This is a genomic window from Streptomyces sp. NPDC058308 (assembly GCF_042880275.1).
In the GTDB taxonomy this organism is placed as follows: Bacteria; Actinomycetota; Actinomycetes; order Streptomycetales; family Streptomycetaceae; genus Streptomyces.
Map to the genome: position 1 here is coordinate 71,072 of NZ_JBHVZA010000002.1, position 26,760 is coordinate 97,831.

At 72.7% G+C, this 26,760-nt stretch carries 27 protein-coding genes and 1 pseudogene; 15 read left to right on the top strand and 13 right to left on the bottom strand.

Annotation, left to right across the window (positions count from 1 at the left end; all coding sequences use genetic code 11):
- Positions 1–3 precede the first annotated feature (3 nt).
- On the bottom strand, positions 4–735 hold the full coding sequence (locus tag ACFVYL_RS02890; RefSeq protein WP_389712527.1) for a ZIP family metal transporter: 732 nt from the start codon (positions 733–735) through the stop codon (positions 4–6).
- Positions 736–810: 75 nt separating this feature from the next.
- Between ACFVYL_RS02890 and cobC the strand changes: the two genes are divergently transcribed.
- Positions 811–2,304 (top strand): Rv2231c family pyridoxal phosphate-dependent protein CobC, encoded by a 1,494-nt coding sequence (cobC, locus tag ACFVYL_RS02895; RefSeq protein WP_389712528.1) that lies wholly within the window; start codon positions 811–813, stop codon positions 2,302–2,304.
- A gap of 753 nt (positions 2,305–3,057) precedes the next feature.
- On the opposite strand, the gene ACFVYL_RS02900 is transcribed toward cobC, so the two are convergent.
- The gene (locus tag ACFVYL_RS02900; RefSeq protein ID WP_389712529.1) at positions 3,058–3,969 is read right to left on the bottom strand and encodes an SCO1860 family LAETG-anchored protein; all 912 of its coding nucleotides are present in this window, start codon (positions 3,967–3,969) and stop codon (positions 3,058–3,060) included.
- A 342-nt stretch (positions 3,970–4,311) separates the two neighbouring features.
- Positions 4,312–5,409, bottom strand: a complete 1,098-nt coding sequence (locus tag ACFVYL_RS02905; RefSeq protein ID WP_389712530.1) for an amidohydrolase family protein — start codon at positions 5,407–5,409, stop codon at positions 4,312–4,314.
- Between the two features lie 112 nt (positions 5,410–5,521).
- Between ACFVYL_RS02905 and ACFVYL_RS02910 the strand changes: the two genes are divergently transcribed.
- From ACFVYL_RS02910 to thpD, 7 genes are all read left to right on the top strand, one after another.
- Positions 5,522–6,622: a pyridoxal-phosphate-dependent aminotransferase family protein gene (locus ACFVYL_RS02910; RefSeq protein WP_389712984.1), complete on the top strand. Its 1,101-nt coding sequence runs from the start codon at positions 5,522–5,524 to the stop codon at positions 6,620–6,622.
- 103 nt (positions 6,623–6,725) lie between these two features.
- The gene (locus tag ACFVYL_RS02915; protein WP_389712531.1) at positions 6,726–6,908 is read left to right on the top strand and encodes a hypothetical protein; all 183 of its coding nucleotides are present in this window, start codon (positions 6,726–6,728) and stop codon (positions 6,906–6,908) included.
- Complete coding sequence (locus ACFVYL_RS02920) at positions 6,905–7,429, top strand: DinB family protein (RefSeq protein ID WP_389712532.1); 525 nt, start codon at positions 6,905–6,907, stop codon at positions 7,427–7,429. The genes ACFVYL_RS02915 and ACFVYL_RS02920 overlap by 4 nt, the downstream gene beginning before the upstream one ends.
- A gap of 373 nt (positions 7,430–7,802) precedes the next feature.
- Positions 7,803–8,354, top strand: coding sequence for a diaminobutyrate acetyltransferase (ectA, locus tag ACFVYL_RS02925; RefSeq protein ID WP_389712533.1), 552 nt, complete (start codon positions 7,803–7,805; stop codon positions 8,352–8,354).
- Between the two features lie 65 nt (positions 8,355–8,419).
- Positions 8,420–9,691 carry a diaminobutyrate--2-oxoglutarate transaminase gene (gene ectB, locus ACFVYL_RS02930; protein ID WP_389712534.1) on the top strand — a complete coding sequence of 424 codons (1,272 nt, stop codon included), beginning with the start codon at positions 8,420–8,422 and terminating at the stop codon, positions 9,689–9,691.
- Between the two features lie 52 nt (positions 9,692–9,743).
- Positions 9,744–10,148, top strand: coding sequence for an ectoine synthase (locus tag ACFVYL_RS02935; protein ID WP_362335612.1), 405 nt, complete (start codon positions 9,744–9,746; stop codon positions 10,146–10,148).
- Between the two features lie 51 nt (positions 10,149–10,199).
- Positions 10,200–11,099 (top strand): ectoine hydroxylase, encoded by a 900-nt coding sequence (gene thpD, locus ACFVYL_RS02940; protein ID WP_389712535.1) that lies wholly within the window; start codon positions 10,200–10,202, stop codon positions 11,097–11,099.
- Positions 11,100–11,205: 106 nt separating this feature from the next.
- Here thpD and ACFVYL_RS02945 read toward each other — a convergent pair whose 3' ends face one another.
- The gene (locus ACFVYL_RS02945; protein ID WP_389712536.1) at positions 11,206–12,267 is read right to left on the bottom strand and encodes an alkene reductase; all 1,062 of its coding nucleotides are present in this window, start codon (positions 12,265–12,267) and stop codon (positions 11,206–11,208) included.
- A gap of 169 nt (positions 12,268–12,436) precedes the next feature.
- On the opposite strand from ACFVYL_RS02945, the gene ACFVYL_RS02950 reads away from it, so the two are divergent.
- On the top strand, positions 12,437–12,958 hold the full coding sequence (locus tag ACFVYL_RS02950) for a MarR family winged helix-turn-helix transcriptional regulator (RefSeq protein ID WP_389712537.1): 522 nt from the start codon (positions 12,437–12,439) through the stop codon (positions 12,956–12,958).
- A gap of 63 nt (positions 12,959–13,021) precedes the next feature.
- Here ACFVYL_RS02950 and ACFVYL_RS02955 read toward each other — a convergent pair whose 3' ends face one another.
- The 5 genes from ACFVYL_RS02955 to ACFVYL_RS02975 all read right to left on the bottom strand — a co-directional run bounded on the left by ACFVYL_RS02955 (position 13,022) and on the right by ACFVYL_RS02975 (position 17,054).
- Positions 13,022–14,056 (bottom strand): maleylpyruvate isomerase family mycothiol-dependent enzyme, encoded by a 1,035-nt coding sequence (locus tag ACFVYL_RS02955; RefSeq protein ID WP_389712538.1) that lies wholly within the window; start codon positions 14,054–14,056, stop codon positions 13,022–13,024.
- Positions 14,053–14,691: an RNA polymerase sigma factor gene (locus ACFVYL_RS02960; RefSeq protein ID WP_389712985.1), complete on the bottom strand. Its 639-nt coding sequence runs from the start codon at positions 14,689–14,691 to the stop codon at positions 14,053–14,055. The genes ACFVYL_RS02955 and ACFVYL_RS02960 overlap by 4 nt, the downstream gene beginning before the upstream one ends.
- A 59-nt stretch (positions 14,692–14,750) precedes the next feature.
- The gene (locus ACFVYL_RS02965) at positions 14,751–15,806 is read right to left on the bottom strand and encodes an aminotransferase class V-fold PLP-dependent enzyme (RefSeq protein ID WP_389712539.1); all 1,056 of its coding nucleotides are present in this window, start codon (positions 15,804–15,806) and stop codon (positions 14,751–14,753) included.
- A 22-nt stretch (positions 15,807–15,828) separates the two neighbouring features.
- Positions 15,829–16,545, bottom strand: coding sequence for a DsbA family oxidoreductase (locus tag ACFVYL_RS02970; protein ID WP_389712540.1), 717 nt, complete (start codon positions 16,543–16,545; stop codon positions 15,829–15,831).
- Between the two features lie 143 nt (positions 16,546–16,688).
- On the bottom strand, positions 16,689–17,054 hold the full coding sequence (locus tag ACFVYL_RS02975; protein WP_389712541.1) for a winged helix-turn-helix transcriptional regulator: 366 nt from the start codon (positions 17,052–17,054) through the stop codon (positions 16,689–16,691).
- A gap of 62 nt (positions 17,055–17,116) precedes the next feature.
- On the opposite strand from ACFVYL_RS02975, the gene ACFVYL_RS02980 reads away from it, so the two are divergent.
- Entirely contained in the window at positions 17,117–18,256 is a 1,140-nt protein-coding gene (locus ACFVYL_RS02980; protein WP_389712542.1) for a Gfo/Idh/MocA family protein, read from the top strand.
- A 31-nt stretch (positions 18,257–18,287) separates the two neighbouring features.
- On the opposite strand, the pseudogene ACFVYL_RS02985 reads toward ACFVYL_RS02980, so the two are convergent.
- A pseudogene (locus tag ACFVYL_RS02985) lies at positions 18,288–18,998 on the bottom strand (DUF1349 domain-containing protein).
- Between the two features lie 4 nt (positions 18,999–19,002).
- Complete coding sequence (locus tag ACFVYL_RS02990; RefSeq protein WP_389712543.1) at positions 19,003–20,535, bottom strand: aldehyde dehydrogenase (NADP(+)); 1,533 nt, start codon at positions 20,533–20,535, stop codon at positions 19,003–19,005.
- A gap of 171 nt (positions 20,536–20,706) precedes the next feature.
- Between ACFVYL_RS02990 and ACFVYL_RS02995 the strand changes: the two genes are divergently transcribed.
- From ACFVYL_RS02995 to ACFVYL_RS03015, 5 genes are all read left to right on the top strand, one after another.
- Positions 20,707–21,480, top strand: coding sequence for an IclR family transcriptional regulator (locus ACFVYL_RS02995; RefSeq protein WP_389712544.1), 774 nt, complete (start codon positions 20,707–20,709; stop codon positions 21,478–21,480).
- Positions 21,481–21,483: 3 nt separating this feature from the next.
- Complete coding sequence (locus ACFVYL_RS03000; RefSeq protein WP_389712545.1) at positions 21,484–21,960, top strand: GNAT family N-acetyltransferase; 477 nt, start codon at positions 21,484–21,486, stop codon at positions 21,958–21,960.
- A 139-nt stretch (positions 21,961–22,099) separates the two neighbouring features.
- Positions 22,100–23,365 carry a sensor histidine kinase gene (locus tag ACFVYL_RS03005; protein WP_389712546.1) on the top strand — a complete coding sequence of 422 codons (1,266 nt, stop codon included), beginning with the start codon at positions 22,100–22,102 and terminating at the stop codon, positions 23,363–23,365.
- Positions 23,362–24,024 (top strand): response regulator, encoded by a 663-nt coding sequence (locus ACFVYL_RS03010; RefSeq protein ID WP_389712547.1) that lies wholly within the window; start codon positions 23,362–23,364, stop codon positions 24,022–24,024. The genes ACFVYL_RS03005 and ACFVYL_RS03010 overlap by 4 nt, the downstream gene beginning before the upstream one ends.
- Before the next feature lie 99 nt (positions 24,025–24,123).
- A complete protein-coding gene (locus ACFVYL_RS03015; RefSeq protein ID WP_389712548.1) occupies positions 24,124–25,572 on the top strand; it encodes a peptidoglycan D,D-transpeptidase FtsI family protein in 1,449 nt (482 codons plus the stop codon).
- 88 nt (positions 25,573–25,660) lie between these two features.
- Here the strand turns inward: ACFVYL_RS03015 and ACFVYL_RS03020 are convergent, their stop codons facing one another.
- Both ACFVYL_RS03020 and ACFVYL_RS03025 read right to left on the bottom strand, forming a co-directional pair.
- Positions 25,661–26,422 (bottom strand): hypothetical protein, encoded by a 762-nt coding sequence (locus ACFVYL_RS03020; protein ID WP_389712549.1) that lies wholly within the window; start codon positions 26,420–26,422, stop codon positions 25,661–25,663.
- Positions 26,419–26,760 carry a PadR family transcriptional regulator gene (locus ACFVYL_RS03025; protein WP_389712550.1) on the bottom strand — a complete coding sequence of 114 codons (342 nt, stop codon included), beginning with the start codon at positions 26,758–26,760 and terminating at the stop codon, positions 26,419–26,421. The genes ACFVYL_RS03020 and ACFVYL_RS03025 overlap by 4 nt, the downstream gene beginning before the upstream one ends.

Below are 26,760 nucleotides of genomic sequence, written 5' to 3' on the forward strand. Positions count from 1 at the left end.
GGCTCAGCCCGCGACGCCCACCACGAGCCAGATGAACGCCGCGCCCGCCACCGTGCACAGCAGGGTCGAGCGGGCCGGGTGGTCGTGGTGCGCCTCGGGCAGGATCTCGGCCGCCGCGAGGTACAGCAGCGCGCCGCCGAAGAACCCGAGATAGCAGCCGAGCAGTTGCTCCGGAATGGTGAACAGCAGGGTCGACGCGGCGCCCACCACCGGCGCCACCGCGTCCGCGAACAGCATCGCGAGCGCCTTGCGGCGGGCGTTCCCGTACAGGCTGGTGATCGTGTACGTGTTGAAGCCGTCCGCGAAGTCGTGGGCGACGACGGCCAGCGCCACGGCCACTCCCATGCCGCCGCCCACCTGGAAGGCGGCGCCGATCGCGACGCCGTCCATGACGCTGTGCCCGACCATCGCGGCGGCGGCCGTGAGGCCGACCTGGGGGACCCGGCCGTGCCCGGGCTCGCCCGCGCCGTGCGCGGCCTGGCGGCCCGCGAGGAGGCGTTCGACCAGATGGGCGACGAGAAAGCCCGCCACGAACAGCAGCAACGCCGCCGGCACGCCGAAGACGGGATCGCCCGCGGCGTCCAGCGCCTCCGGCAGCAGATCGAGGCCGACGACACCGAGCATGAGACCGCCCGCGAGCCCCAGGACGAGATGGCGCCGGTCGGTGACCCGCTGGGCCGTCCAGCCGCCCACCAGGGTCATGAGGAAGGCGCCGAGCGCCACGAACACCGCCATGGGCCCTTGCTATCCGATTGACCCCCTGCCGCGCACATCCATCACTCCTCCCTCCCGTACGAAAGGACCGGTTCCATGTCCGGTGCCGGAAAGATGACACCCGCCGAGGACGTCGTTCTCGTCGTCGGCGTCGGCGCCTGCGAGGACGCCCCGGCGGATGAGGTGCTCGGCCTCGTCCGGGAGGCGGTCCGCGAGGCGGGCTTCCCCGAAGGGGCGGTCGCCAAGCTGGCCACCGTCGACGTCAAGGGCGAGGAGCCGGCGATCGTCCGGGCGGCGCAGTGGCTCGGGGTGCCGCTCGTGACGTACTCGGCGCGGGAGCTGGCGGAGGTCACGGTGCCGAACCCGACCGCGCGGTCCCGCGCCGCGGTCGGCACGCCGTCCGTGGCGGAGGCGGCGGCGCTGCGCGGCGGCGGTCGGCTCCTCGTCCCCAAGCGCAAGTCGGCGCCTGAAGGACGACCCCCCATGGCGACGTGCGCGATCGCGGGCCGCCCACGCGCCACCGCCACCGCCACCGCCCCCGCACCCCCGGCCCACGACCTGCGCCACCACGGGGACGCGGAGGTACGGGACGACGGCGCGGACCTCACCGACCTGGCGGTCAACGTACGGTCCGACACTCCCCCTGCCTGGCTCAAGGAAGTCATCGCCGCGTCCCTCGACGGCCTGGCCGCCTACCCCGACGGGCGGGCGGCACGCGAGGCGGTGGCGGCGCGGCACGGGCTCACCCCTGACCGGGTCCTGCTGACCTCCGGCGCGGCGGAGGCCTTCGTCCTGCTCGCCCGCGCCCTGAAGGTCCGTCACCCCTACGTCGTGCACCCGCAGTTCACCGAGCCGGAGGCGGCGCTGCGGGACGCCGGGCACGAGGTCGGGCGCGTACTGCTGCGGGAAGAGGACGGTTTCCGGCTCGACCCCCGCGCGGTGCCGGAAGAGGCCGACCTGGTGGTCGTCGGCAACCCCACGAACCCCACGTCCGTCCTGCACCCCACCACCTCGGTCGCCGAACTGGCGCGCCCCGGGCGGGTCCTGGTGGTGGACGAGGCGTTCATGGACGCGGTGCCGGGCGAACGGGAGGCGCTGGCCGACCGTACGGACGTGCCCGGCCTCGTGGTGCTGCGCAGCCTCACGAAGACGTGGGGCCTGGCCGGGCTGCGGATCGGCTACGTCCTCGCCGCGCCCGACCTCATCGCCGCCCTCGCGCAGGCGCAGCCGCTGTGGCCGGTGTCCTCGCCGGCCCTCGCCGCGGCGCGGGCATGTGTGTCGCCGAGGGCCCTCGCAGAGGCCGGTCACGCGGCACACCGGGTCGCCGCGGACCGGACCCACCTGCTCGCGGGCCTCGCGGACCTTGCTCCCCTCGGAGTCCGCGCGGTGGGGCCGGCGGAGGGGCCCTTCCTGTTGATACGGGTGCCCGGGGCGGCCGGGGTGCGCGAACGGCTTCGGGGGCGGGGGTTTGCGGTGCGGCGTGGCGATACGTTTCCTGGCCTGGGGCCTGACTGGATTCGGGTTGCCGTCCGGGACCGGGGCACGTCGGATCGCTTCCTGTCCGCCCTCGCGGCGACGGTTCGGCGGTAGCGGGCCTCCCTCCGCTTGCCTCCTGACGGTACGAACAGGCCCGCCGCTCCGCGGCGGAGGGGGCCGGGGGTGGGTGGGTGTCCCCCCGCTTCCTCACTCGCCGTACGAACAGGCCCGCCGCTGCGCGGCGGAGTTATCCCACCCACCCACCCGTTTGCCCCGCGACGTACGGCGGGAGTAGGGGCGGGTGGGTGGGGGCTGGGGGGCGTGACCATCTGCAGGAGTAAGGGCGGGAGCGTTTGCCCCGCGCCGTACAGCGGGAGTAGGGGCGGGGGCCTTGCCCCGCGACGTACGGCGGGAGTAGGGGCGGGTGGGTGGGGGGTGCCGTGACCATCCGCAGGAGTAAGGGCGGGAGCGTTTGCCCCGCGCCGTACAGCGGGAGTTGGAGCGTGCCCCTTTGCCCTGCGACGTACGGCGGGAGTTGAAGCGGGGGCCTTTACCCCGCGACGTACGGCGGGAGTCGGGGCGGGGGCGTCTGCCCCGCGCCGTACGGCAGGAGTCGGAGCGGGAGCGCGTTTGCCTCACCGGGCCGCGGGAGTCGGAGTCGTAGCCAGCCGCCCCCACCGGCCTGCCAGCCGCCCGAGCGGCCCGAGGGGGCGTGGGGGTATGTGCGCACGGAGCACCGAGCATCCTCTGGCGTCTTTGTCCGTGCAGCGCGACGCAGGGATGGCGAGTACGCACATACCCCCACGCCCCCGCCCCCCACCACCGGACACAAGGCGACCCCGCCCAAGCGCAGCCGCACACGCCCCGTCAGCGGCGCGACCTCCGCGTCAGCGCCACCGTCCCGCCCCCCGCCGCCAGCAGCGCCACCGCTCCGCCCGCCACGTACGGCGTCAGCGAACTGCCGCCGGTCTCCGCCAAGTTGGCCTCCCGCCCCGCACCCTGCGGCTTCGGCTCGGGATTTGCCGCTCGGTCCTTCGGGGGGACCGAGCCCGGCGCCTCGCACCCCGCCCCGGCCAGTCGTACCGTGCCCGTCACCTCCGCGACGTTCAGCTTCAGCGGGTTCACAGACACCGTCAGCTCCAGCGCGGAGGCCGCGGCCGTCCGTGACGTCACCCGCGTCCTGGACAGGTCGAGCCGGACCTCGCCGACCCCCGGCACCTTCACCTCGGTCGTGCCCCGGGCGGCCAGCGTGACCTTCTTACCGAGAACCGTCACCGCCCCCAGCAGATTCGATTCGGCAACGGGCCGCTCGCCCGCCGTGCAGACGGCCTTGGACGTCACCTGGCCGACCTCGACGAGGGAGAGCAGCGGCAGCCCCGGCACATGCAGCGCGGCGTGCGCGATGTTGCTGTAGCCCTGCGCCGTGCCACCCCGCACGGTCGCTTTCGCCGTGGCCACGTCGGCGCGCAGCACGGTGAAGGGGCGGCCGCCGTCGACGCCGTTCAGCCGGGCGGTCAGTGCGGTCCGATGGGCGCCGCCGGGGGCCCGCACCTCGTTCAGGGCGACCTTGAGCGGGACGTTCAGGGTCTTGTTGAGCAGGGAGACGTTCAGCCCGGTGCGCAGCACGACGGCGTCGGCCCGCCCGCCCCGGTGGCCGTCGCCGCCCGTGGCCTGCGCGGCCCCCGCGCCGGCGAGCGCCGCGGGCCCCGCGGTGAGCGCGGTGACGGCGGCGACGACGCAGAGACGGCGTGCGGGCATGCGGAAGGTGTTGCTGTTCAAAGTGGTGGAACCCCCACAAGAGTCACGGGCCACCGGCGGCGTACGCCACAAGGGGACAACACGTGCGCACCGTCCGATGGCGTCGCCCCACATCGGTGAGGGCGACGCCGGAATCTTTACGCACCGAGAGTGAACGGTCAGCAACCTGACGTGAGTTCACCCCAAAGGGCGCTTTCCGCCCCTGTATTCGAATCAAGCGACACGCGCGTTCCCCCGCATCACCCGAGCATCTCGCCCACCGCGCACGGGTGTTAATGCGCACGCCCCCACACCACCGGGACCGACGGAGTCAACGACCCGCACCACCACTGAACAACGCCCAGGTCAAGCCGCCCTCCAACCTCACCCCACCACCCGCCCGTTCAGCACCACCCTGCGCGGCGCCGCGAGCACGCGCACGTCCTCCCGGGGATCCGTCTCGTACACCACGAAGTCCGCCGGCGCACCCTCGGTCAGTCCGGGGCGTCCGAGCCACTCCCGCGCGCCCCACGTCGTCGCCGAGAGCGCGTCCACCGCGGGGATGCCCGCGAGGGTCAGCTCGGCGACCTCCGCGGCCACCAGGCCGTGGGCCAGGGAGCCGCCGGCGTCGGTGCCCGCGTAGATCGGGACGCCCGCGTCGTACGCGGCGCGCACGGTGTCGTAGCGGCGTGCGTGCAGTCGGCGCATATGGTCCGACCAGCGGGGGAACTTCTTCTCGCCACCCGCGGCCAGATCCGGGAACGTGGCGATGTTGACCAGCGTGGGGACGATGGCGACGCCGCGCTCGGCGAAGAGCGGGATCGTGTCCTCAGTCAGACCCGTGGCGTGCTCGATGCAGTCGATGCCCGCCTCGACCAGGTCGCGCAGGGAGTCCTCGGCGAAGCAGTGGGCCGTGACGCGGGCGCCGAGCCGGTGGGCCTCCGCGATCGCCGCCGCCACCGCGCCGCGCGGCCAGCACGCCGTCAGGTCGCCCGCCTCGCGGTCGATCCAGTCGCCGACGAGCTTGACCCAGCCGTCCCCGCGCCGCGCCTCCCGGGCGACGTACTCGACCAGGTCCTCGGGCTCGATCTCGTGGGCGTAGTTGCGGATGTACCGCCGGGTGCGCGCGATGTGGCGGCCCGCCCGGATGATCTTGGGGAGGTCCTCGCGGTCGTCGATCCAGCGAGTGTCGGAGGGCGAACCCGCGTCCCGGAGCAGGAGGGCGCCGATCTCGCGGTCGGTGAGCGCCTGCTTCTCCGCGGTGGCGGCGTCGACCGGGCCGTGCGCGTCCAGGCCGACGTGGCAGTGCGCGTCGACCAGTCCGGGCAGCGCCCAGCCGTCGACGGTGCGGACGTCGTCCGCGGCCGTCCCGACGGGGCGGTCGTACGTCACCCTGCCCCCGACCACCCACAGTTCGTCCCGTACGTCATCGGGCCCGACGAGCACCCGCCCCTTCATGTGCAGCACCGCGTGATCGTTCATGGGCAGCAGCTTAGGAGGCACTCACAACGCCCGGTACGGGGCCGGTCGGTACGCTCAGTACGGCAGCCCGAACGACCTCGTGAGCGAAGTGAGCAGTGACGTGAGCAGTACCGTGACGCACCCCTTTCTGGACCTGGCGCCGCTGAGCGCCCAGCACTTCGCCGCCATCGAGGCGCGGGTGGCGGGGCTGCTGGCCACCGAGCAGGACGTCGTGATCATGCAGGGTGAGGCGCTGCTGCCCCTGGAGGGGTGCATCCGGGGTGTGGCGCGGCCGGGCACGACCGCGCTGAACGTGATCACCGGCCCGTACGGCCAGACCTTCGGGAACTGGCTGCGGGACTGCGGCGCGACCGTCATCGACCTCGCCGTGCCGTTCCACACGGCCGTCACCGCCGACCAGGTGCGCCGGGCCTTCGCCGAGCACCCGGAGATCGACTTCGTCTCGCTGGTGCACGCCGAGGCCGCGACGGGCAACACCAACCCGGTCGCGGAGATCGGCGAGGTCGTACGCGCGCACGACGCGCTGTTCATGCTGGACGCGGTCGCCTCGGTGGCCGCCGAGCCGCTGCTGCCGGACGCGTGGGGCGTGGACCTGTGCGTGATCGGCGCGCAGAAGGCGATGGGCGGTCCGGCGGGTGTCTCCGCGGTGTCGGTGAGCGAGCGGGCCTGGCAGCGCATCGCCGCCAATCCGCAGGCGCCGCGCCGCTCCTACCTCTCGCTCCTGGACTGGAAGGAGCGCTGGATCGACGGCGGCCGCAAGGCCCTGCTGCACGCGCCGGCCCAGCTGGAGATGCTCGCCCTCGAGGCGTGCGTGGAGCGCATCGAGACGGAGGGCCTCGACGCCCTGATGGCGCGGCACGCCACCGCCGCGGCCGCCACCCGCGCGGGCGCGCTCGCGCTGGGCGGGGGCCTGGAGCCGTACGTGTACGAGGCATCCGACGCGGCCCCGGTCGCCACCACCCTGCGGGCGCCCTCGGGCACGGACGCCTCGGAGCTGGTCGCGCGGGCGCTCGCCGCGGACCCGGTGCTTCCGCTGGTCGCCGGGGGCGGGGCCCTGGCCAAGGAGATGATCCGGGTCAACCACTACGGGCCGGACGCGACCCGTGGCGTGGTGCACGCCTGCGTCGCCGCTCTGGGCGCCGCGATGGGCGAGGCCGGTCTCCCGGTCGACCTGGAGGCGGCCCGCCGCGCGGTGACCGACGCCTGGCGCTGAGCCCGGCCGGAGGCCGTCGCCGCGACGACCGCGTCCGGGGCGGCGCGCAGGCCCGTACAGACCCCCGGCCGACAGTCTCGACAAGGCGCCCGCCGCCCACCTCATGGACAAGCCAGCCGCCCACCTCGTCGACAAACCCGTCGTCCACCTCGTGGACAAACCAGCCGCCCACCTCATAGACAAGCCCGCCGCCCACCTCCTCGACAAACCCGTCGCCCGCCCCCTCGACAACCTGTACGAAACCCCTGCGGCCGCCCACCACCCCATGACACCGTGCTTGTCATGACCACACTTCCCGATGGCCGCCCCATCCCGCCGCTGACCGCCGACGAACCGACGATGCTGGCGAGCTGGCTCGACCTGCACCGCGCCACCCTGGCGATGAAGTGCGCGGGGCTCGACGACGAGCAGACGCTGCGCACGCCCGTGGAGCCGTCCGGGCTCTCGCTCTTCGGGCTCGTGCAGCACCTCGCCGAGGTGGAGCGGGAGTGGTTCCAGCAGGTGTTCGCCGGGCGCGACGTCCAGCCGCTCTACGAGGGCGAGCCCGGGGGCTTCACCCTGGACCGGACACGGAGCTTCGCCGAGGTGCTCAAGGTGTGGGAGCGCGAGGTCGCCGTGAGCCGGGAGATCTGCGCGGGACGCTCGCTCGACGAGACGGGGCGGTTCGACGCGGAGGTGGCGCCCCTCGTGGGCGGCGAGCAGGTCAGTCTGCGCTGGATCCTGATCCATCTGATCGAGGAGTACGCGCGGCACAACGGCCACGCGGATCTCCTGCGCGAACGCATCGACGGCGTGACGGGAACGTGAACCGCGCGCGCGTGGACATGAATCGGGCGCGCCTAAAAAGCACTCACCGAACATCGTCCGCCAATTCATCCGCGAATTCTCACGAATTCTTTATCAACACAGCTTCCCGTATTCTTCTGCCCGCTTTCCCGAGACCTAAACACTAAGATTTCGACAGCACTAATCACCGTAATTCGGACACCATCCGGACGGGCCGCTTCCGTGTGACGCACTCCACATCGCGCCCGTTTTGCGAAGAATTACCCGCCCAAACACGGACATAGCGCCGAAGTTTCATGCGGGCGCGCACCCCCGCGCGATAACATATAAGGCGCGCTGACGTAACCCCTTCCCCCGATGCAATTCCAGAAATTGCTCGGTAAATTCAATCCGCATGACCGCTGCACAAGCCGATCTACCGACCGACCTGCAGGCGAAATTCTTGGAAATGCCTGAGGGGCTGCGACTCGACAGTCCCGCCGTCGCCGACGGCGCCGCCATCTGGCGTATCGCCCGCGACTCCAAGGTGCTGGACCTCAACTCTTCGTACAGCTACCTGCTGTGGTGCCGCGACTTCGCGGCGACCTCCGTGGTGGCCCGTGACGCCGACGGCGAGCCGGTGGGCTTCCTCACCGGCTACATCCGGCCCGAGCGCCCGGACACCCTCTTTGTCTGGCAGGTGGCCGTCGATCACGGACAGCGCGGCCGCGGCCTGGCCGGCGCGCTGCTCGACGGGCTGACCGCGAAGGTCGTCGCCGGGCGCGCGCCGCTCACGGTCGAGACGACCATCACGCCCGGGAACACCGCGTCCGAGCGGCTGTTCCTCTCCTACGCACGGCGCCACGGCGCGTCGGTCGAGCGGAAGACCCTCTTCGACGCGGGTCTCTTCCCGGATGACGGGCACGAGCCCGAGGTGCTCTACCGCATCGGTCCGGTCAACCCCTGAGCTTCGCTCCCCCCGCACCCGCAACCCCCCACTCCCACGCCTTTCCATCTCCCAGGAGATCTGCTGTGACCATCACCCAGCCCGACCTGAGCGTCTTCGAGACCCTGGAGTCGGAGGTGCGCAGCTACTGCCGCGGTTGGCCTACGGTCTTCGACCGCGCGCAGGGCAGCCGCATGTACGACGAGGACGGCCACGAGTACCTCGACTTCTTCGCCGGAGCCGGTTCACTCAACTACGGCCACAACAACCCGGTCCTGAAACGCGCCCTCATCGACTACCTGGAGCGCGACGGGGTCGTCCACGGCCTCGACATGTCGACCAGCGCCAAGCGCGCCTTCCTGGAGTCGTTCCAGAACATCATCCTGCGCCCGCGTGACCTGCCGTACAAGGTCATGTTCCCGGGCCCGACGGGCACCAACGCCGTCGAGGCCGCGCTGAAGCTGGCGCGCAAGGTCAAGGGCCGCGAGTCGATCGTGTCCTTCACCAACGCGTTCCACGGCATGTCGCTCGGCTCCCTCGCGGTGACCGGCAACGCCTTCAAGCGGGCGGGCGCCGGCATCCCGCTGGTGCACGGCACCCCGATGCCGTTCGACAACTACCTGGACGGCCGGACCCCCGACTTCATCTGGTTCGAGCGGCTCCTGGAGGACCAGGGCTCCGGCCTCAACCAGCCCGCCGCCGTGATCGTCGAGACGGTGCAGGGCGAGGGCGGCATCAACGTGGCCCGCGCCGAGTGGCTGCGCAAGCTCGCCGACGTGTGCGAGCGCTGGGACATGCTCCTGATCGTCGACGACATCCAGATGGGCTGCGGCCGCACCGGTGCGTTCTTCTCCTTCGAGGAGGCGGGCATCACGCCGGACATCGTGACGGTGTCGAAGTCCATCAGCGGCTACGGCATGCCGATGTCGCTGTGCATGTTCAAGCCGGAACTCGACGTGTGGGAGCCGGGCGAGCACAACGGCACGTTCCGCGGCAACAACCCCGCCTTCGTGACGGCCGCCGCCGCCCTGGAGGCCTACTGGGCCGACGGCTCGGCGATGGAGAAGCAGACCCGCGCCCGCGGCGAGCAGGTGGAGCAGGTGCTCTCCGCGATCGTCGAGGAGAACCGCGCGGAGATCAAGGAGTTCCGCGGCCGCGGCCTTGTCTGGGGCATCGAGTTCCTGGACAAGGAGCGCGCGAGCGCCGTGGCCAAGCGGGCCTTCGAACTGGGCCTGCTCATCGAGACTTCCGGCCCCGAGGGCGAGGTCGTCAAGCTCCTTCCGGCGCTGACGATCACCCCCGACGAGCTGGACGAGGGGCTGCGCACGCTGGCCCGCGCGGTCCGCGAGACCGCCTGACCGAGCGAACCGGCAACCCCCGGCACCGTAAGAGAAAAGGAACCAACTCACCGTGATCGTCCGTTCGTTCAAGGACATTGAAGGCACCGACCGCCATGTGAAGGCCGCTTCGGGCACCTGGGAGAGCAAGCGCATCGTTCTCGCCAAGGAGCGCGTCGGCTTCTCGCTGCACGAGACCATCCTGTACGCGGGTACGGAGACGTCGATGTGGTACGCGAACCACATCGAGGCCGTCGTCTGCACCAAGGGTGAGGCGGAGCTGACCGACGACACGACCGGCGAGAAGTACACGATCACGCCGGGCACCATGTACCTGCTCGACGGGCACGAGAAGCACACCATGCGGATCAAGGAAGACTTCCACTGCCTGTGCGTCTTCAACCCGCCCGTCACGGGTCGTGAGGACCACGACGAGAACGGCGTGTACCCGCTGCTGACGGAGCCGGACGCGGACTGACACCACCTACATCCCGAACAGGGCCGTACGAGAGGAGAGGCAGGCAACACCATGACCACCGCACCCGAACGCACCAGTGACCTGTACCCGACCCGTGGCGCCGAAGAGGTGCTGATCGAGCGCAAGGACCCCGTCGTGTGGTCCGAGCCGGGTGCAGCGGGGCCGATCACGGCCGGGGATCTGGCCGGGTTCGAGCGGGACGGTTTCCTGGCGATCGACCAGTTGATCACCCCGGACGAAGTGAGCGTGTACCACGCCGAGCTGGAGCGGCTCGTCAACGATCCGACGATGCGCGCGGACGACCGCTCCATCGTGGAGCCGCGCTCCCAGGAGATCCGGTCGATCTTCGAGGTCCACAAGATCAGCGAGCTCTTCGGCAGGCTCGCCGCGGACCCGCGGGTCGTCGGCAGGGCGCGGCAGATCCTCGGCTCGGACGTGTACGTCCACCAGTCGCGGATCAACGTGAAGCCGGGCTTCGGCGCCTCCGGGTTCTACTGGCACTCGGACTTCGAGACCTGGCACGCGGAGGACGGCCTGCCGAACATGCGGACCGTCTCGGTGTCCATCGCGCTGACGAAGAATTACGACACCAACGGTGGTCTCATGATCATGCCGGGGTCGCACAAGACGTTCCTCGGCTGTGCGGGCGCCACGCCGAAGGACAACTACAAGCGGTCGCTGCAGATGCAGGACGCGGGCATCCCGTCGGACGAGACGCTCACGCACCTCGCGTCCGACTACGGCATCCGCCTGTTCACGGGTGAGGCGGGCTCGGCGACCTGGTTCGACTGCAACGCCATGCACGGCTCGGGGGACAACATCACCCCGTACCCGCGCAGCAACGTCTTCATCGTGTTCAACAGCGTGGAGAACACGGCGGTGGAACCGTTCTCGGCGCCGGTGCGCCGGCCCGAGTACATCGGGGCGCGGGACTTCACCCCCGTCAAGTGAGGTAGCGCGTACGCGAATCGGCCCGGCACCCCCCGTGGGAGCCGGGCCGATTCGTCGTGTACGGAGGGCGGTCGGCAGTCGCCAGTCGACACTCGACGGGGTCGGGCTACAGCGCCGGGTAGTCCGTGTAGCCCTTCTCGGTGCCGCCGTAGTAGGTCGCCCGGTCCGGTGTGTTGTACGGGCCCCCAGCGCGCAGACGGGCCGGCAGGTCGGGGTTGGCGAGGAACAGCGCGCCGAAGGTCACGATGTCCGCGGTGCCGTCTTCGATCAGTGCCAGTGCGTCGGGGCCCGTGGGTCCCTCGCTCTGCGGGTTCAGGACGAACGTGCCGCCGAACTCCCGGCGCAGCCTGAGGGTCAGCTCGCGGGCCTCGCCCACCTCCATGACGTGCAGGTACGCGAGGTCCAGCGCGGCCAGTTCCTTCGCGAGCGCGGTGTACGCGGGCGCCGGGTCGGGCTCGGAGATGCCGTTGGCGGGGTTGCCGGGCGAGACGCGGAAGCCGGTGCGGTGCGCGCCGATCTGAGCGGCGACGGCCGTGGCCGCCTCGACGGCGAAGCGGATGCGGTTCTCGACCGTGCCGCCCCATTCGTCGGTGCGGTGGTTGGAGCCGGGCGCGAGGAACTGGTGGATCAGATAGCCGTTGGCGCCGTGCAGTTCGACCCCGTCGAAGCCCGCGTCGACGGCGGCCCGTGCGGCGGCGGCGAAGTCGGCGACGGTGGCGCGGACTTCGGCGCCGGTCAGCTCGCGCGGGGTGACGAAGTCCTTGAGGCCCTCGGCGGTGTAGACCTGCCCTTCGGCGGCGACGGGTGAGGGGGCGACGTTGACGAGGCCGTCGGGCAGCAGGACGGGGTGGCCGACGCGGCCCGCGTGCATGAGCTGGGCGAAGATCGTGCCGCCCGCGGCGTGCACGGCGTCGGTGACCTTGCGCCAGGCGGCGACCTGCTCCGTGCTGTGCAGGCCCGGAGTGTCGGGGTATCCCTGGCCGACCACAGAGGGTTGTATCCCCTCGGTGACGATCAGGCCCGCGGAGGCGCGCTGGGCGTAGTACTCGGCGGTCAGTTCCGTGGCGACACCGCCCTCACCGGCGCGGCTGCGGGTCATGGGGGCCATGGCGATGCGGTTACGGAGTGTGCGGCCGGACAGGTCGATCGGGTCGAACGCGGTGCTCATCAGGGACTCCCGGGCTGATTTATGTGGTCGGCCAATCAATCGGGCCGAGGCCACTGTAACCCATTCCTTGGCCGACCAAGGTAATCTTTTCGAAGACGTATTGCGCAGGACATACGGCGGCCCGGCACAGCAGCCGGACCGCGCCTGCGACGACCGACAGGAGCCCCTCATGAAGGCCGACACCGTGCAGGCCCCGCCGGCCGACCCCGTCTGTACCCCCGGCGCGTCCGGTGTCGCCGCGGCGGGGCCCGTCAGCCTCGCCGTCAGCCGAGTGGCCCGGCTGCACCGCATCGCCGCGGGCAAGGTCCTCAAGGAGCTCGGCCTCTACCCCGGCCAGGAGTTCGTGATGATGCACCTGTGGGAGGCGGGCGCGGTGCGGCAGGCCGAGCTGATCAAGGCGGTCGACCTCGACCCCTCGACGGTCACGAAGATGCTGCAGCGCCTGGAGCAGGCCGGGCACGTGCGGCGCCGCCCCGACCCGTCCGACCGGCGCGCGGTGCTCGTCGAGGCCAGCGCGGCCAGCTGCGGCCTGCTGACCCAAGTGGAGCGCGCCTGGGCCGAGTTGGAGGGCCATACGCTGACGGGTCTGGACGAGACCGAGCGCGCGGACCTGGCCAGGCTGCTCGCCAAGGTGGAGGCGAACCTCTGCAAGGAGACCGAGGACTGCCCGGAGCGCAAGGGCCGCCCCTAGGCCCTGTCGTCCCCTGCCTTTCTGCCCCACGACGACAGGAACCGGCGGTCCGGTTCCCGGGCCCTACAGCCACGCCAGCGACGCCGCCCGGGTCAGCAGCCGCCGGGCCGCCGAGGCGTCGCCCACCGCGGCGCGCGACACCCGGTCCGGCGCCCGTCGGCCGCCCACGAGGAGACAGAAGTCGACGGGGTCGAGGACGAGCTCGGCCCGTACCGGCTCGTCCGCGCTGCCGAGCACCCACTCGGTCTCGCCGCCCTCCCCCGAGACGGTGAGCGCGACGGGCGCCGCCCGCGGGCCGAGGGCCGGACCGAGCAGCCGGACGGCCAGCCGCACGAGCTGCCACAGGTGCGGGGGCGGCGGCGGGGGCACGACCCGGTCGAGCGCGCCGCCGATGTCGTCGGCGTGCACCCAGGTCTCGAAGGCCCGCGCCAGGAAGTGGTCGGCGACGGGCAGCCGCACCCCCGCGATGTCCGTGGCGCGGGCGGCGCGCTCGGGGTCGTGGGCGGCCCGGGACGAGAGCAGCCCGGCGGCCTGCGCCCGCCACGCGGAGACGGTCCGGGCGGGCGTACGGGCTCGCTCGCGCTGGATCACCTCGCGGGTCCGCGCCTCCCACGCCGTGCGCCACGACGTGCCGTCCGGCGTGCGCGGTACGGCCACCCGCGGATGCGGCCCGCCCACCCCCACGTGCCGGGCGAGCGGCTCGTCGGCGGCGATGAGGTGGGCGACGGTGTCGTGCACGTCCCAGTCGTGCACGACCGGCGTGCCCCAGGGGCCGCGCTCGTCCAACTCGGCGAGGAGCGCCTGGAGTCCGGCGACCGCCGCGGCGTAGGGCGCCGCGTGCGGGGCGGTGCGCAGGGCGGGGGCGCGGGTCCGCAGGGCCAGGGAGAGGCCGTGCGCGGCGGGGGGCGCGCCGGGCACGGGGTCCGGCACGGCGGGGCCGTCCAGGTGGCGCACCGTGGCCCGCAGCCGGGCGGCCTCGGCGGTGCAGGGCGCACAGTCCCGGAGGTGGCGGCCGACCTCGGCCTCGTCGCCCGGCATCAGGGCGTGCACGGCCCAGGCGCCGAGCAGCTCACGTACCGTTTCGTGGTCGGGCGTCACGGGCGTTCACCTCGCAGGGGCGGGTCCGCGAGGGTCTCGGCCAGGGTGCGCAGGGCCGTTCTCAGGCGGGTCTTGGCGGTGCCTTCGGGGATGCCGAGTTCGACGGCGGTCTGCCGGTAGGTGCGGCCCGCGAAGTAGGCCAGGTGCACCACCTGCTGCTGGGGCAGCGGGAGCCGGGCGAGGGCGGAGTGCAGGAGGAGGGAGCGCTCCTGCTCCAGGATCGCCTCGTCCGGGGCGGGCCCCGGCGCCGGGGCCGCCCGCAGGGCCGCTTCGTCGGCGTGGACGGCCTTGCGGTGCCGCTCCTCGCCGCGCACCCAGTCCACGGCGCGCCGGTGCGCGAGCATCGAGAGCCAGCCGCGCAGGCTGCCCCGGCGTACGTCGAAGGCGTAGGGCCTGCTCCACAGGTGGGCGAAGACCTCCTGCGCCACGTCCTCGGCGGCGTTGTGGTCCCGGGTGACGCGGGCCGCGACGCGGCGGACGAGCGGGCCGTACGCGGCGTAGGCCTCGGCGAGGGCGGCCTCCTCGCCGTAGACGAGCCGCCGGTGCAGTCCCGCGTCGGCCGGGGGTCTGCCCGGGCCGGCCCGCAGGTCCGGCGTGCCCGGCTCCTCGAAGGACGGCTCCACCGGCACCACCACCTCGCGCGGGCCACCTCGTTCCGCCAAGCCTGGCGCCCCGGGGCCCGGCGCGCCAGGCCTCAGCCGGACAGGACGTCGAGGAGCCGGTCCACGTCCGCCTCCGTGTTGTACAGATGGAACGTGGCCCGCAGGTGTCCCGCCCGCGCCGAGGTGAGGATGCCCGCGCGGGCCAGCTCCGGTGCGCGGTCTGCCAGTCCGGGTACGGAGACGATGGGGGTGGTACCCGGCACCGGGGCGTGGCCGAGATGTATGAGTCCGGCGCGGTAGCGGGCGGCGAGTGCCGTGTCGTGGGCGTGGATCGCGCCGATCCCGGCCTCCTCGACGAGGGTGAGCGCGGCAGCGGCGCCGTGGTAGGCGAGGAAGGCGGTGGGCTCGTCGAAGCGGCGGGCGTCCGGGGCGAGTTCGGCGAGCGGGCCGTACGTGGAGTGCCAGCCGTCCGCCGACGCGAGCCAGCCGCCGTGCAGCGGGGCCAGGGATTCCTGCGCCTCTTCGCGCACCGTCAGGAACGACACGCCGCGCGGACACAGCAGCCATTTGAAGGCGCCGGTCACGGTGTAGTCGTAGGCGCCCGCCTCGACCGGCAGCCAGCCCACCGCCTGGGTCGCGTCGAGCAGCGTGCGCGCGCCGTGGGCGGCCGCCGCGGCGCGGACGGCCGCGAGGTCGGCGGTGCGGCCGTCGGCGGACTGGACGCAGGAGAAGGAGACGAGCGCCGTCGTCGGCGCGATCGCCTCGGCGAGCCCGTCCAGCGGCGCGTACCGCATCTTGAGGTCGCCGCGGAGCACGAAGGGGTTCACGATGGAGGCGAACTCGCCCTCGGGTACGAGGACTTCGGCTCCCGCGGGCAAGGAGGCGGCGATCAGCCCCGCGTGCACCGCGACCGAGGTCCCGACGGCCACCCGGCCGGGCGCCACCGAGACGAGCCGGGCGAAGGCGGCCCGGACCGCGTCCACCACCTCGAAGTCGCCGGCGCCGCCCGGCCGCCCCGCGCCGTTCTCGGCGGCGAGCGCGCACACCGCCTCGATGGCGCGGCGGGGCAGGAGACCGCAGACCGCGGTGTTCAGGTAGGTCGATGCGGGAGCGAATTCGGTGCCGTTGTTGATCCCCATGGACTCCATGGGGATCAACCTATGCGGCCGTTCAGGCCTGCGGAACCGCGCATCCTTCGGGGCCGCAGGCGTCGCCGCCGTCAGCGGCGGCGAGGGTGGTCAGCGGCGAACGCTCGCCCCACGCCTGCTCCAGGGCCTGCGTGAAGACCTCGGCGGGCTGGGCGCCGGAGATGCCGTACTTGCGGTCGAGGACGAAGAACGGCACGCCGTTCGCGCCCAGCTCGGCGGCCTCGCGCTCGTCGGCGCGGACGTCGTCGGCGTACCGCTGGGGGTCGGCGAGGACGGCCCGGACCTCGCCCTCGTCCAGACCCGCCTCGACGGCGAGCTCCACGACGCGCGCGTCGTCCGCGAAGACGGACCGCTCCTCGGCGAAGTTCGCGCGGTAGAGCAGGCCGATCAGCTCGTCCTGCCTGCCCTGCTCCGCGGCGAAGTGCAGGAGGCGGTGCATGTCGAAGGTGTTGCCGTGGTCGCGGCCCTCGGTGCGGTAGTCGAGGCCTTCGGCGGCGGCGTTCTCACCGAGCCGCCGCTCGCCCTCGCGGGCCTGCTCCTCGCTCATGCCGTACTTCTGCATGAGCATCGGCAGCACGAGCCCGGTCTCGCCCTTGGCCCGGCCGGGGTCCAGCTCGAAGGAGCGGTGCACGACCTCGACGCCCTCGCGGTGCGGGAAGGCGGCGAGGGCCTTCTCGAAGCGGGCCTTGCCCACGTAGCACCAGGGGCAGGCGATGTCGCTCCAGATCTCGACGCGCATGTGTGTGGCTCTCTTCAGGTCGTACGTCGGGTGGGTACGGAGGGGGCCTCCGCTCCCGGGACCAACACACGGGCAAAGCGCCGCATTCCCCCGCCCTCACTTCCCGAGCGGGGTCGGCTCGCCACCGGCGGGTGGCGATCACCTCACTCCCCCACCGTGAACTTCCCCGTGTTCGCCCTGATCCAGGTGCGCAGGTGGGCCAGGGGTTCCAGGGCGCCGCGGCCGAGGCCGGTCAGTTCGTATTCGACGCGGGGCGGGACCTCGGCGTAGACCGTGCGCCGGACGAGGCCGTGCTCCTCCAGGCGGCGCAGCGTCTGGGTGAGCACCTTGGGGCTCACCCCTTCCAGCTTGCGGCGCAGCTCGCCGAAGCGGCGCGGGCCGTCCTCCAGGGCGGTGATCGCGAGGCCGGTCCACTTGTTGACGAGCAGCTCGAAGATCGCGCGGCCGGGGCAGAGCAGGCCGTAGATGTCGTGGCGGCCGCGGCCGTCATCGTGGGTCTGACCAGTCATGGTTTCTGGAATATAGCAAGGTCCCTTGCGGGTTATCAGGGCCTCACGGCTACCGTCCCGGCATGGATTCCCGCACCGCCCCCACTCCCCCTCCTGCCCCCGCCCCCGTCCGCGTCGGCCTCGTCGGGCTCTCCGCCCGCGGCGGCTGGGCGCCCCATTCCCACCTCCCCGCGCTGACCCGCCTCCAGGGGTACGAGCTGCGCGCCCTGGCCGCGTCGAGCGAGCCCTCCGCGCGGGCCGCGGGCGAGAAGTACGGCGTGCCGCTGGCCTTCGGCTCGGCCGCCGGGCTCGTCCGCAGCGACGAGGTCGACCTCGTCGTGGTGAGCGTGCGGGTGCCGCTGCACCGCGAGGTGATCCTCGCCGCGCTCGGCGCGGGCAAGGCGGTCCTCTCCGAGTGGCCGCTCGGCAACGGCCGCGCCGAGGCCGAGGAGCTGGCGGCGGCCGCCGACCGGGCCGGTGTGCGGACGTTCGCGGGGCTGCAGGCGCGCTCGGCGCCGGCGGTGCGGTTCGTCCGCGACCTCGTCGCCGACGGCTACGTCGGTGAGGTCCTGTCGAGCAGTGTCGTCGCGTCGGGGCGGCGCTGGGGCCCCGTCTTCGAGCCGTCCGGTGAGTACCTCCTGGACAGGCGGAACGGCGGGACCATGCTGACGATCCCCTTCGGCCACACGGTCGACGCCGTCGCCCTGGTGCTCGGCGAGTTCACCGAGGTCTCCGCGACCCTGGCGACCCGGCGTCCGGTCGTGCACGAGGAGGGCACGGGCCGCCCGGCGGCCATGACCGTCGACGACCAGATCGCGGTGACCGGCAGGCTGGGCTCGGGGGCCGTGGCCTCGGTGCACTTCCGGGCCGGCCTCTCCCGGGGCACGGACTTCCACTGGGAGATCAACGGCACCGAGGGCGACCTGGTGGTCACGGGTGATTCGGGCCATCTCCAGCAGGCGTCCCTGTCCATCCGCGGCGGGCGGGGCGCGGACTCGTCGGTCACCGAACTCCCCGTCCCCGCACGCTACTTCGGCGTACCGGACATCGACGGCCTGCGCGGCCTTCCCGCGTACAACGTGGGGGCGCAGTACGCGCAGATCCTCACCGACCTCACCGAAGGCACCGCGCACGTACCGGACTTCGCGCACGCGGCGCGGCGCCAGCGGCTGCTCGACGCCGTCGAACGGTCGGCCGCCACCGGCACCCGCGTGATGCTTTAGGGCCCTCCCCCGGAGATGCGCCAGAAGGACCCTAGGAGCCGTCCCGCAGCCCCTTCGGCCAGTTGGGGCGGAACTCGATGTGGTCGTACGTCACCACGCATCCCTCGCCCACCGGCGACTGCGCCAGGAAGCCGACGAGCGCGGCGCTCGCCGTCTCCTCGTCCTCCTCGTCGCCGAGCGAGAAGATCCGCACGAAGGTCCACCGCTCGCCGTCCGTCGAGGCGTGGAACGCGAAGGCCGACCCCGTACGGCTGATGCGCAGCCAGGCGGTGCTGCCGTCCACCACGAAGGCGTTGGCGTCGCCGGAGTGGCCGCGGGTGACGACCGTGCAGATCGTGGGCTCGTCCGGGGAGCGCTCCAGGCAGAGCTTGGCCCACTCCCGCTCGTCCACGTGCAGGTACAGCACGCCCGCGTCGAAGGCGGCGGCGAAGCCGACCGTGACGCGGGCGATCAGCTGGAAGTCGCCCTCGGGCGCGCCGAGGAGGCGCGGTGCGTCGGATGCGGGCTCCACGACGGCGCCCGATGGGAGTCCCCCCTGCTCCTTAAGAGCTTGATGGGGGTCCCCCCTGCTCCTTAAGAGCTTGATGGGGGTCCCCCCTGCTCCTTAAGAGCTTGGGGGAGGCACGAAGCGGTCCTGGCGGGCGCCCGCCCAGCCGGTGAGCACGCCGCCCTCGTGGGACCAGTGGCCGTCGGGGCCGTACGTGCGCAGCGGGAAGGGCAGTTCGGGAAGGGTGACGTCCATGGCCTCAGTGTTCCAGCCGGCCGTCGACGCGGCGCGCCAGTCCCAGCGGGTTGTCGTCGCGCAGCTCCGGCGGGAGCAGCGCCTCGGGAGTGCTCTGGTACGCGACGGGCCGCAGCCAGCGCTCGACGGCCGTGCCGCCCACCGACGTCGAGGTCGACGTGGTCGCGGGGTAGGGGCCGCCGTGGTGCTGGGCCGGGGCGACGGCGACGCCCGTGGGCCAGCCGTCGACGAGGACGCGCCCGGCGAGCGGGGTGAGCTCGGCGAGCAGCTCCGCGCCCCGGCCGCTCTCCCCCGCCGCCTCGTCCGAGGACAGCTGCACGGTGGCGGTGAGGTTGCCGGGCAGCCGGGAGAGGACGGCGGTGATCTCCGCGTCGTCGGCGTACCGTGCGACGACGGTGACCGGGCCGAAGCACTCCTCCAGGAGCAGGTCGTGCGCTCCTTCCTGGGCGAGGCGCGCGGCCGGGACGGTCAGGAAGCCCGCGCTGACGGTGTGCTCGCCGCCCGCGCCGGGGGTCACCGGTGCGTCCACGTCCGGGAGTTGGGCGCGCTCGCGCACCCCGGCGACGAAGTTGTCCCGCATCCGGTGGTCGAGGAGCACCCCGGACTCGGTGTTGCTGACCGCGTCGGTCAGGGACTTCACGAGCTGGTCGCCGCCCCCGCCCTCGGGGGCCAGGACCAGGCCCGGCTTGACGCAGAACTGGCCGACGCCGAGCGTCATGGAGCCCGCGAGCCCGGCGCCGATCTGCTCACCGCGCTCGGCGGCCGCGGCCTCGGTGACCACGACGGGGTTGAGGGAGCCGAGCTCGCCGTGGAAGGGGATCGGCACGGGCCGGGCCGCGGCCGCGTCGAAGAGCGCGCGCCCGCCGCGGATGGAGCCGGTGAAGCCGGCGCCGGCGACCAGCGGGTGCTTCACGAGTTCGACGCCCGCCTCGAAGCCGTGCACCAGGCCGAGCACGCCCTCGGGGATGCCGTGCCGGGCGGCGGCCCTGCGCAGCACGGAGGCGACCAGCTCGGAGGTGCCCGGGTGGTCGGGGTGGGCCTTGACGACCACGGGGCAGCCCGCGGCGAGCGCGCTCGCGGTGTCGCCGCCGGGCACGGAGAAGGCGAAGGGGAAGTTGGAGGCGGAGTAGACCGCGACGACGCCGAGCGGGATCTTGTAGCGGCGCAGGTCGGGGACGGGCGGGGTCGCCGAGGCGTCGGGGTGGTCGATGACGATGCCGAGGAAGGCGCCCTCGTCGACGATGCCGGCGAAGGAGCGCAACTGGTAGCAGGTGCGCGCGAGTTCGCCGGTGAGGCGGACGGGCCCGAGCGCGGTCTCCGCGTCGGCGGCCTCCACGAGGTGGTCCTTCGCCTCTTCGAGGAGCTCCGCCGCGGTGCGCAGGAAGGCGGCGCGCACCGCGCGGTCGGCCAGCGCGGGCGCGGCGTCCCGGGCGGCGCGGACGGTCAGGTCGACCTCCTCGGCCGTGGCTTCCACCGCAACCTGCTCGCGCTGCTTCCCGGTTCGGGGGTCGACACTCCAGACTGGTGCTGCTGCCACCGCGGATTCCCTTTCCAGAGGTACTGCCAGGGTCGTATGAGGGGTCGTGCCGAGGGTCTTGCCGGAGGTATGCCACTCACCAGGGCTGTTCGATATGCTGAACGCCGTCTTCGTCGGTGAATGTACGGGGACTCGGAGACTATTTCTCGGCGTTCAAAGGGGTCAAGGGCGATGTCGGCTGGCGAGACCGGAGGCGGTGCGCAGGTCAAGTCCGCGGTGCGGACGGTGGAATTGCTCGAGTACTTCGCGGGCCGTCCCGGAATGCATTCCCTTGCCGCGGTCCAGGAGGCCGTCGGATATCCCAAGTCGAGCCTCTACATGCTGCTCCGCACCCTGGTCGAGCTCGGCTGGGTCGAGACGGACGCGACCGGCACGCGGTACGGCATCGGGGTCCGCGCCCTGCTCGTCGGCACGTCGTACATCGACGGCGACGAGGTCGTGGCCGCCGCCCGGCCGACCCTGGACCGGCTCTCCGACGACACCACGGAGACCATCCACCTCGCCCGGCTCGACGGCACGAACGTCGTCTACCTCGCCACCCGCCAGTCGCAGCACTATCTCCGGCCCTTCACGCGAGTGGGCCGCCGCCTCCCCGCGCACTCCACGTCGCTCGGCAAGGCGCTGCTCGCGACCCACACCGACGAGCAGGTCCGCAAGCTGCTCCCGGAGACGCTGCCCGCGCTCACCGAGCACACCATCACCGACCGCGAGAAGCTCATCGAGGAGCTGCACGCGGTGCGCGAGCAGGGCTTCGCGGTGGACCGCGAGGAGAACACCCTGGGGCTGCGCTGCTTCGGCGTCGCCATCCCCTACCGCACTCCGGCCCGCGACGCGATCAGCTGCTCGGTGCCGGTGGCGCGGCTCACGCCCGCGCACGAGCAGATGGTCAAGGACGCCCTGTTCGACGCTCGGGACCGGCTGTCACTGGCAACTCGTAGGCTCTGACGCATGGATGTCAGCCTGCGCGAAGTGCACGACAGCGATCTGCCCGTCTTCTTCCGGCAGATGAACGATCCCGAGTCGAGCCACATGGCCGCCTTCACCCCCGAGGACCCGGCCGACCGCGACCGCTTCGACGCCCAGTGGGCGAAGATGCGCTCCGCCGCGGACACGGACGTGCGCACCGTCCTCGCCGACGGGGACGTGGTGGGGAGCGCCGGGGTGTACGGGGCGCCGGGCGAGCGCGAGGTCACGTACTGGATCGACCGCGCGTACTGGGGGCGTGGCCTGGCCACGGCGGCCCTGCGCGGCCTCCTGGAACTGGAGCCGGACCGGCCGCTCTACGCCCGCGCGGCGGCGGACAACACCGGCTCGATCCGGGTCCTGGAGAAGTGCGGCTTCCGCCTCTCCACCACCGAGCGGGGGTACGCCCCGGCGCGCGGGGCGGAGATCGACGAGGTCGTCCTCGTCCTGCACGAGCGCTGAGCCTCCGCCGCGCGGCCCACCGGCCTGATGTACGGCCCACCGGCCTGATGTACCTGACTTACGCTGTGCACATGATCACCGGAACGACCGTGGCCGCCGTCGGCGCGCGGTTCCCCGACGAGCGGGCGGGCCGCACGGCGTGAGGGCACTGGCCTCGGCCCTGTTCGGGCGCCGGGTGCGCCGCCGGTGGATCCACCTCATCCTCGGCGGCGCCCTCGCCATGCCGTACGTCTTCGTCGGCTCCGTGATCGTGGGGCCGCTCTTCGAGGACGCCCGGATCTTCGGCTCGTTCGGCTCGCAGCTCGCCTCGTTCGCGGTCGGGCTGCCGCTGGCCGCGGTCACCGCGCTCTTCCCGCTGACCCGGCCGATGTCGGTGGCCGCCGTACGGGCGCTGTGCGCGGTGCCGGACGAGTCGCTCGCCGACGGTCCCGCCCGGTCCCGGGCCGCGCGCGGACGCACCGTCGCCTGGTTCACGCTGCACCTCGGCCTCGGCGGGATCGTCAGCGGCATGTCGCTAGCGCTGCCGCCGTTCGCGGGCGTCCTGATCACCCTGCCCTTCGTCGCCGTACTGCACGGCGGCCGCGTCGGGCTGCCCGAAGTCTTCGGCGAGCCCTGGCTGGTGGCGCTCGCGCCGGTCGTCGGTCTCGCGTTGCTCGCGGCGCTCGCGGCGTGCGCGGCCACGGCCGGCGGACTGCTCGCGCGCTGGGCGCCCGCCCTGCTCGGACCCACGCCCGCCGACCGGCTCGCGGCCGCCGAGCAGCGCGCCGCCGACCTCGCGGTGCGCAACCGGCTCGCGCGCGAGCTGCACGACTCGGTCGGGCACGCCCTGAGCGCCGTCACGCTCCAGGCGAGCGCGGCCCGCCGGGTCCTCGACCACGACGTGGAGTTCGCCCGCCAGGCGCTGGCTGCCATCGAGGACACCGCACGCCGCACGGTGGGCGAACTCGACGCCGTGCTCGGCGTGTTGAGAGAGGCCGACGGCGCCCGTCCGACGGCGCCCGCGCCCACGCTCGCCGCCGACCTGGACGGACTCCTGAGCCGGACCGGGGCGGGCGGCCTCCGGGTGAGCTCAGCCGTCGACGTGGACCCCGCGTCCGTGCCCCCGCTGGTCTCCCGCGAGGCCTACCGCATCGTGCAGGAGGCCCTCAGCAACGCGCTGCGGCACGGCGGCGAGGACACCCCCGTCACCCTGCGCATCGCCCGGGACGGCGCCGACCTGACCGTCACCGCCGAGAACCCGCTGCCGCCCCGCGCCGCCCCCGCCCGCCCCGGCGGCGGCCACGGCCTGCGCGGCATCGCGGACCGGGCCCGGCTGCTCGGCGGCACGTCCCGCGCGGGCCCCGCGCAGGGCACGTGGCGAGTGGACGTACGACTTCCGTTGCAGGGACCGAAGGGACAGCCATGACGGCGCACACCGATATCCGGGTCGTCCTCGCCGACGACGAACGCATGGTCCGCACCGCCCTGCGCGCGATCCTCTCCGCCGAATCCGGCATCGAGGTGGTCGGCGAGGCGGCGACGGGCGCCGAGGCGGTCGCCGTCGTACGGGAGCTGCGGCCGGACGTGGTCCTGATGGACGTCCGTATGCCGGAGGTCGACGGCATCCGCGCCACCGAGCAGATCCTGCGGACGATGCCGGAGCCGCCGCGCGTCGTGGTCGTGACCACCTTCGAGAACGACGCGTACGTGTACGAGGCGCTCCGCGCGGGAGCCGCGGGATTCCTGCTCAAGCGGGCGGACGCCGACGAGCTCGTCCAGGCGGTCCGGCTCGTCTCGCGCAGCGACTCCCTCCTCTTCCCCTCGGCGGTCCGCGCCCTGGCCACCGAGCACGGCCGCGCCAAGGCGGCGCCGCCCGCCTGGGTGGCGCGGCTCACCGGCCGGGAGAGCGAGGTCCTGCGGCTGATGGCGGCGGGCCTGACGAACGCGGAGATCGCCGGGCGGATGGGCGTGGGACCTGCGACGGTGAAGACGCATGTCGCGGCCGTCCTCGCCAAGACGGGCGCGCGGGACCGCACCCAGGCGGTGATCGCGGCGTACGAGGCTGATTTCATGAAGACCGCTTGAATCGGCCCGGCCGGTGCCTCCATGAGGAGTTCCTGAGAAAACGGCCGCAAGCGCACCAGAAGGGAACGAATCTCTCCCCTCCGTTCGTCTTCCCACGGGATGAACAAGACGATCAGGCGCGCCTCGGTCTTCGCACTGCTGCTCGTGCTCGCCCTGCTGATACGGGCGACATGGGTGCAGTTCCACGACTCGACGGCGCTCGCGGACGACAAGCACAACCGGCGCAACGCGATCGAGCAGTACGCGCACCCGCTGGGCGACATCATCGTGGGCGGTGAGGCCATCACCGGCTCCGAGCGGACGAAAGGCGGAGACCTCGCGTACAAACGCACCTACAAGGACGGCGACCTTTACTCACCCGTCACGGGCTACAGCTCCCAGGTCTTCGGCGCCACCCAGCTCGAAGGCGTCTACAAGGACCTGCTCGACGGCACCGACAACCGTCTGAAGACGCCCCTGGACACGCTCACCAACAAGCGTGCCGACCCTGGTGACGTCGTGACGACGATCGACCCCGCGGTGCAGAAGGCCGGGTACAAGGCGCTGGGCGACACCAAGGGCGCCGCGGTGGCCATCGACCCCGAGAGCGGCAAGATCCTCGGCATGGTCTCGACGCCGTCGTACGACCCGTCGAAGATCAGCGGTTCCACCGACTCCGAGGCGTGGCAGAAGCTGACCACCGACAAGGAGAAGCCGATGGTCAACCGCGCGATGCGCCAGCCGCTCCCGCCCGGCTCGACCTTCAAGCTGGTCGTCGCGGCCGCGGCCCTGGAGGACGGTCTCTACGGCTCGGTGGACACGAGGACGAGCAGCCCGAACCCGTACACGCTGCCCGGCACCCGGCAGGTCCTCCACAACGAGAACCGGTCGGCCCCCTGCGAGAACGCCGACATCCGCACGGCGCTCCAGTACTCCTGCAACAACGTCTTCGCCAAGATGGCCGTCGACCTGGGCCAGGACAAGGTCAAGGACATGGCGGAGAAGCTGGGCTTCAACGCCGACAAGCTGGACGTCCCGGTGCGCGCGGGCAAGAGCGTCTACCCCTCCGGCATGGACAAGGCGCAGACGGGGCTCAGCGGCATCGGCCAGTTCGACGTGACGGCGACGCCGCTGCAGATGTCGATGGTGTCGGCGGCCATCGCCAACGGCGGCGAGCTCGCGAAGCCGCACATGGTCTCCCAGATCAGCGACTCCGGCGGCGACGTCCTGGAGAAGTACGACGACGGCGAGTCCCAGCGCGTCATGGACAAGTCCACCGCCGAGGGCCTGCAGTCCGCAATGCAGACGGTCGTCGAGAAGGGCACCGGTTCGAACGCGAAGATCGCCGACGCGACGGTCGGCGGCAAGACGGGCACGGCCCAGCACGGCGAGAACAACAGCAAGACGCCGTACGCCTGGTTCACGTCGTACGCCAAGGGCAGCGACGGCAAGCAGGTGGCGGTCGCGGTGATGATCGAGTCGTCGAGCGCGGCCCGCGACGAGGTCAGCGGCAACGGCCTGGCGGCACCGATCGCGAAGGCGATGATGTCGGCGGCACTGAAGTCCTGACGCGCACTCGCCGGGCCTGACGCGCGCACCGCACACCTGAGAGCCTGGGTCATATCCCCGAGGCGCCGCCCCCGACCCGCCCCCCGGGTCAGGGGCGGCGCCCGCGCCATGTCTGCAGGACCCAGACCACGGCTGCGACCGCTCCCGCCCCGGCGAGCAGCCCCACCACGAAGCCGATCCCGGAGCTCGCTTCACCGTCGTCGACGGCCACCGCGACGCCTGCCACGACCACCGCGACGGCGAGCACGGCGAGCAGCGCGTAGAACTTGCCGCTGAGGAAACTGGTCCGCCGGGGCGCCGGTGGCGGTGACTCCACCCGGGCCGCGGGGCCGAGGCTCGCCGCGCGCGGGCGCTTGAACCACGCGTAGATCACCCAGGTCCCGCACGCCTCCCAGCCGTCGGGTGCGAGCCGCTCGTCGAGGCCCTCGCGCCCGCGCGTGACCAGCTCGCGCCGGTACTCCCAGCGCTGCGGCTGCGCCAGGTCGCGGTGGCTCACGAAGCGCCCGAGGGCGTCGACCCGCTCGACCTCCCAGCCCTCGTCGCCGAAGCGGTTCAGGAGCTCCTCGTCGACGTAGGTGTCGGCGGTCCAGCGCCAGGTCTCCACCGTGTCGCCCGGCGCCGCCGGTGCCCGCTCCCCCGCGGCGGGCACCAGCTGCCTGGCGAACTCGTCCGCCGGGCCGAACTCGGCCTCCGCGTCGTCGGCGCCGGCCTCCTCCAGGTGCGCGGCCAGGTCCGTGACGGTCGCCTCGACGCGGTCGGCGGGCAGGCCGTGCGCCCGCAGCCGCTCGGCGAGGCCGATGAGGTAACTGTCGCGCTCGTACCGCGCGTTCGTCGCGTCCGTGGTGTTCATCGTGGGGTCACTCCTGCCTTCGCGAGGACGTCGCGTACGGATCCGTCGAAGGCGAGCCAGAGGCCCCCCTGTTCGCCGAGGGTTTCGCGGCCGGCGTCGGTGAGCCGGTAGTAGCGGCGGCCCGGTCCCTTCTCGGTCGCGCGGAACTCCGCGGAGACCAGGCCCGCCTCCTCCAGGCGGTTCAGTACGGGATAGAGCGTGCCGCCCTTGATCTGGCCGAAGCCGGCGGCGTCGAGCAGCTTGGCGATCTCGTAGCCGTAGCTCTCGCCGTCGGTGAGCCCGGCGAGCACGAGGAGGTCGAGTACGCCCTTGAACCAGCTGGCGCGGCGGTCGGTCAC

Excerpts from the sequence above, each read along its gene's own strand:
- ectA (WP_389712533.1), top strand. The coding sequence starts at position 7,803 with ATGACCGCTGCACAAGCCGATCTACCGACCGACCTGCAGGCGAAATTC.
- ACFVYL_RS03020 (WP_389712549.1), bottom strand. The coding sequence starts at position 26,422 with ATGAACACCACGGACGCGACGAACGCGCGGTACGAGCGCGACAGTTAC.
- ACFVYL_RS02890 (WP_389712527.1), bottom strand. The coding sequence starts at position 735 with ATGGCGGTGTTCGTGGCGCTCGGCGCCTTCCTCATGACCCTGGTGGGC.
- ACFVYL_RS02905 (WP_389712530.1), bottom strand. The coding sequence starts at position 5,409 with ATGAACGATCACGCGGTGCTGCACATGAAGGGGCGGGTGCTCGTCGGG.
- ACFVYL_RS03000 (WP_389712545.1), top strand. The coding sequence starts at position 21,484 with ATGGATGTCAGCCTGCGCGAAGTGCACGACAGCGATCTGCCCGTCTTC.
- ACFVYL_RS02950 (WP_389712537.1), top strand. The coding sequence starts at position 12,437 with ATGAAGGCCGACACCGTGCAGGCCCCGCCGGCCGACCCCGTCTGTACC.
- ACFVYL_RS02920 (WP_389712532.1), top strand. The coding sequence starts at position 6,905 with ATGACCACACTTCCCGATGGCCGCCCCATCCCGCCGCTGACCGCCGAC.
- ACFVYL_RS03015 (WP_389712548.1), top strand. The coding sequence starts at position 24,124 with ATGAACAAGACGATCAGGCGCGCCTCGGTCTTCGCACTGCTGCTCGTG.
- ACFVYL_RS02975 (WP_389712541.1), bottom strand. The coding sequence starts at position 17,054 with ATGACTGGTCAGACCCACGATGACGGCCGCGGCCGCCACGACATCTAC.
- ACFVYL_RS02970 (WP_389712540.1), bottom strand. The coding sequence starts at position 16,545 with ATGCGCGTCGAGATCTGGAGCGACATCGCCTGCCCCTGGTGCTACGTG.
- ACFVYL_RS02945 (WP_389712536.1), bottom strand. The coding sequence starts at position 12,267 with ATGAGCACCGCGTTCGACCCGATCGACCTGTCCGGCCGCACACTCCGT.
- ACFVYL_RS02965 (WP_389712539.1), bottom strand. The coding sequence starts at position 15,806 with ATGGAGTCCATGGGGATCAACAACGGCACCGAATTCGCTCCCGCATCG.
- ACFVYL_RS02995 (WP_389712544.1), top strand. The coding sequence starts at position 20,707 with ATGTCGGCTGGCGAGACCGGAGGCGGTGCGCAGGTCAAGTCCGCGGTG.
- ACFVYL_RS02980 (WP_389712542.1), top strand. The coding sequence starts at position 17,117 with ATGGATTCCCGCACCGCCCCCACTCCCCCTCCTGCCCCCGCCCCCGTC.
- thpD (WP_389712535.1), top strand. The coding sequence starts at position 10,200 with ATGACCACCGCACCCGAACGCACCAGTGACCTGTACCCGACCCGTGGC.
- ACFVYL_RS02915 (WP_389712531.1), top strand. The coding sequence starts at position 6,726 with ATGGACAAGCCAGCCGCCCACCTCGTCGACAAACCCGTCGTCCACCTC.
- ACFVYL_RS03010 (WP_389712547.1), top strand. The coding sequence starts at position 23,362 with ATGACGGCGCACACCGATATCCGGGTCGTCCTCGCCGACGACGAACGC.
- cobC (WP_389712528.1), top strand. The coding sequence starts at position 811 with ATGTCCGGTGCCGGAAAGATGACACCCGCCGAGGACGTCGTTCTCGTC.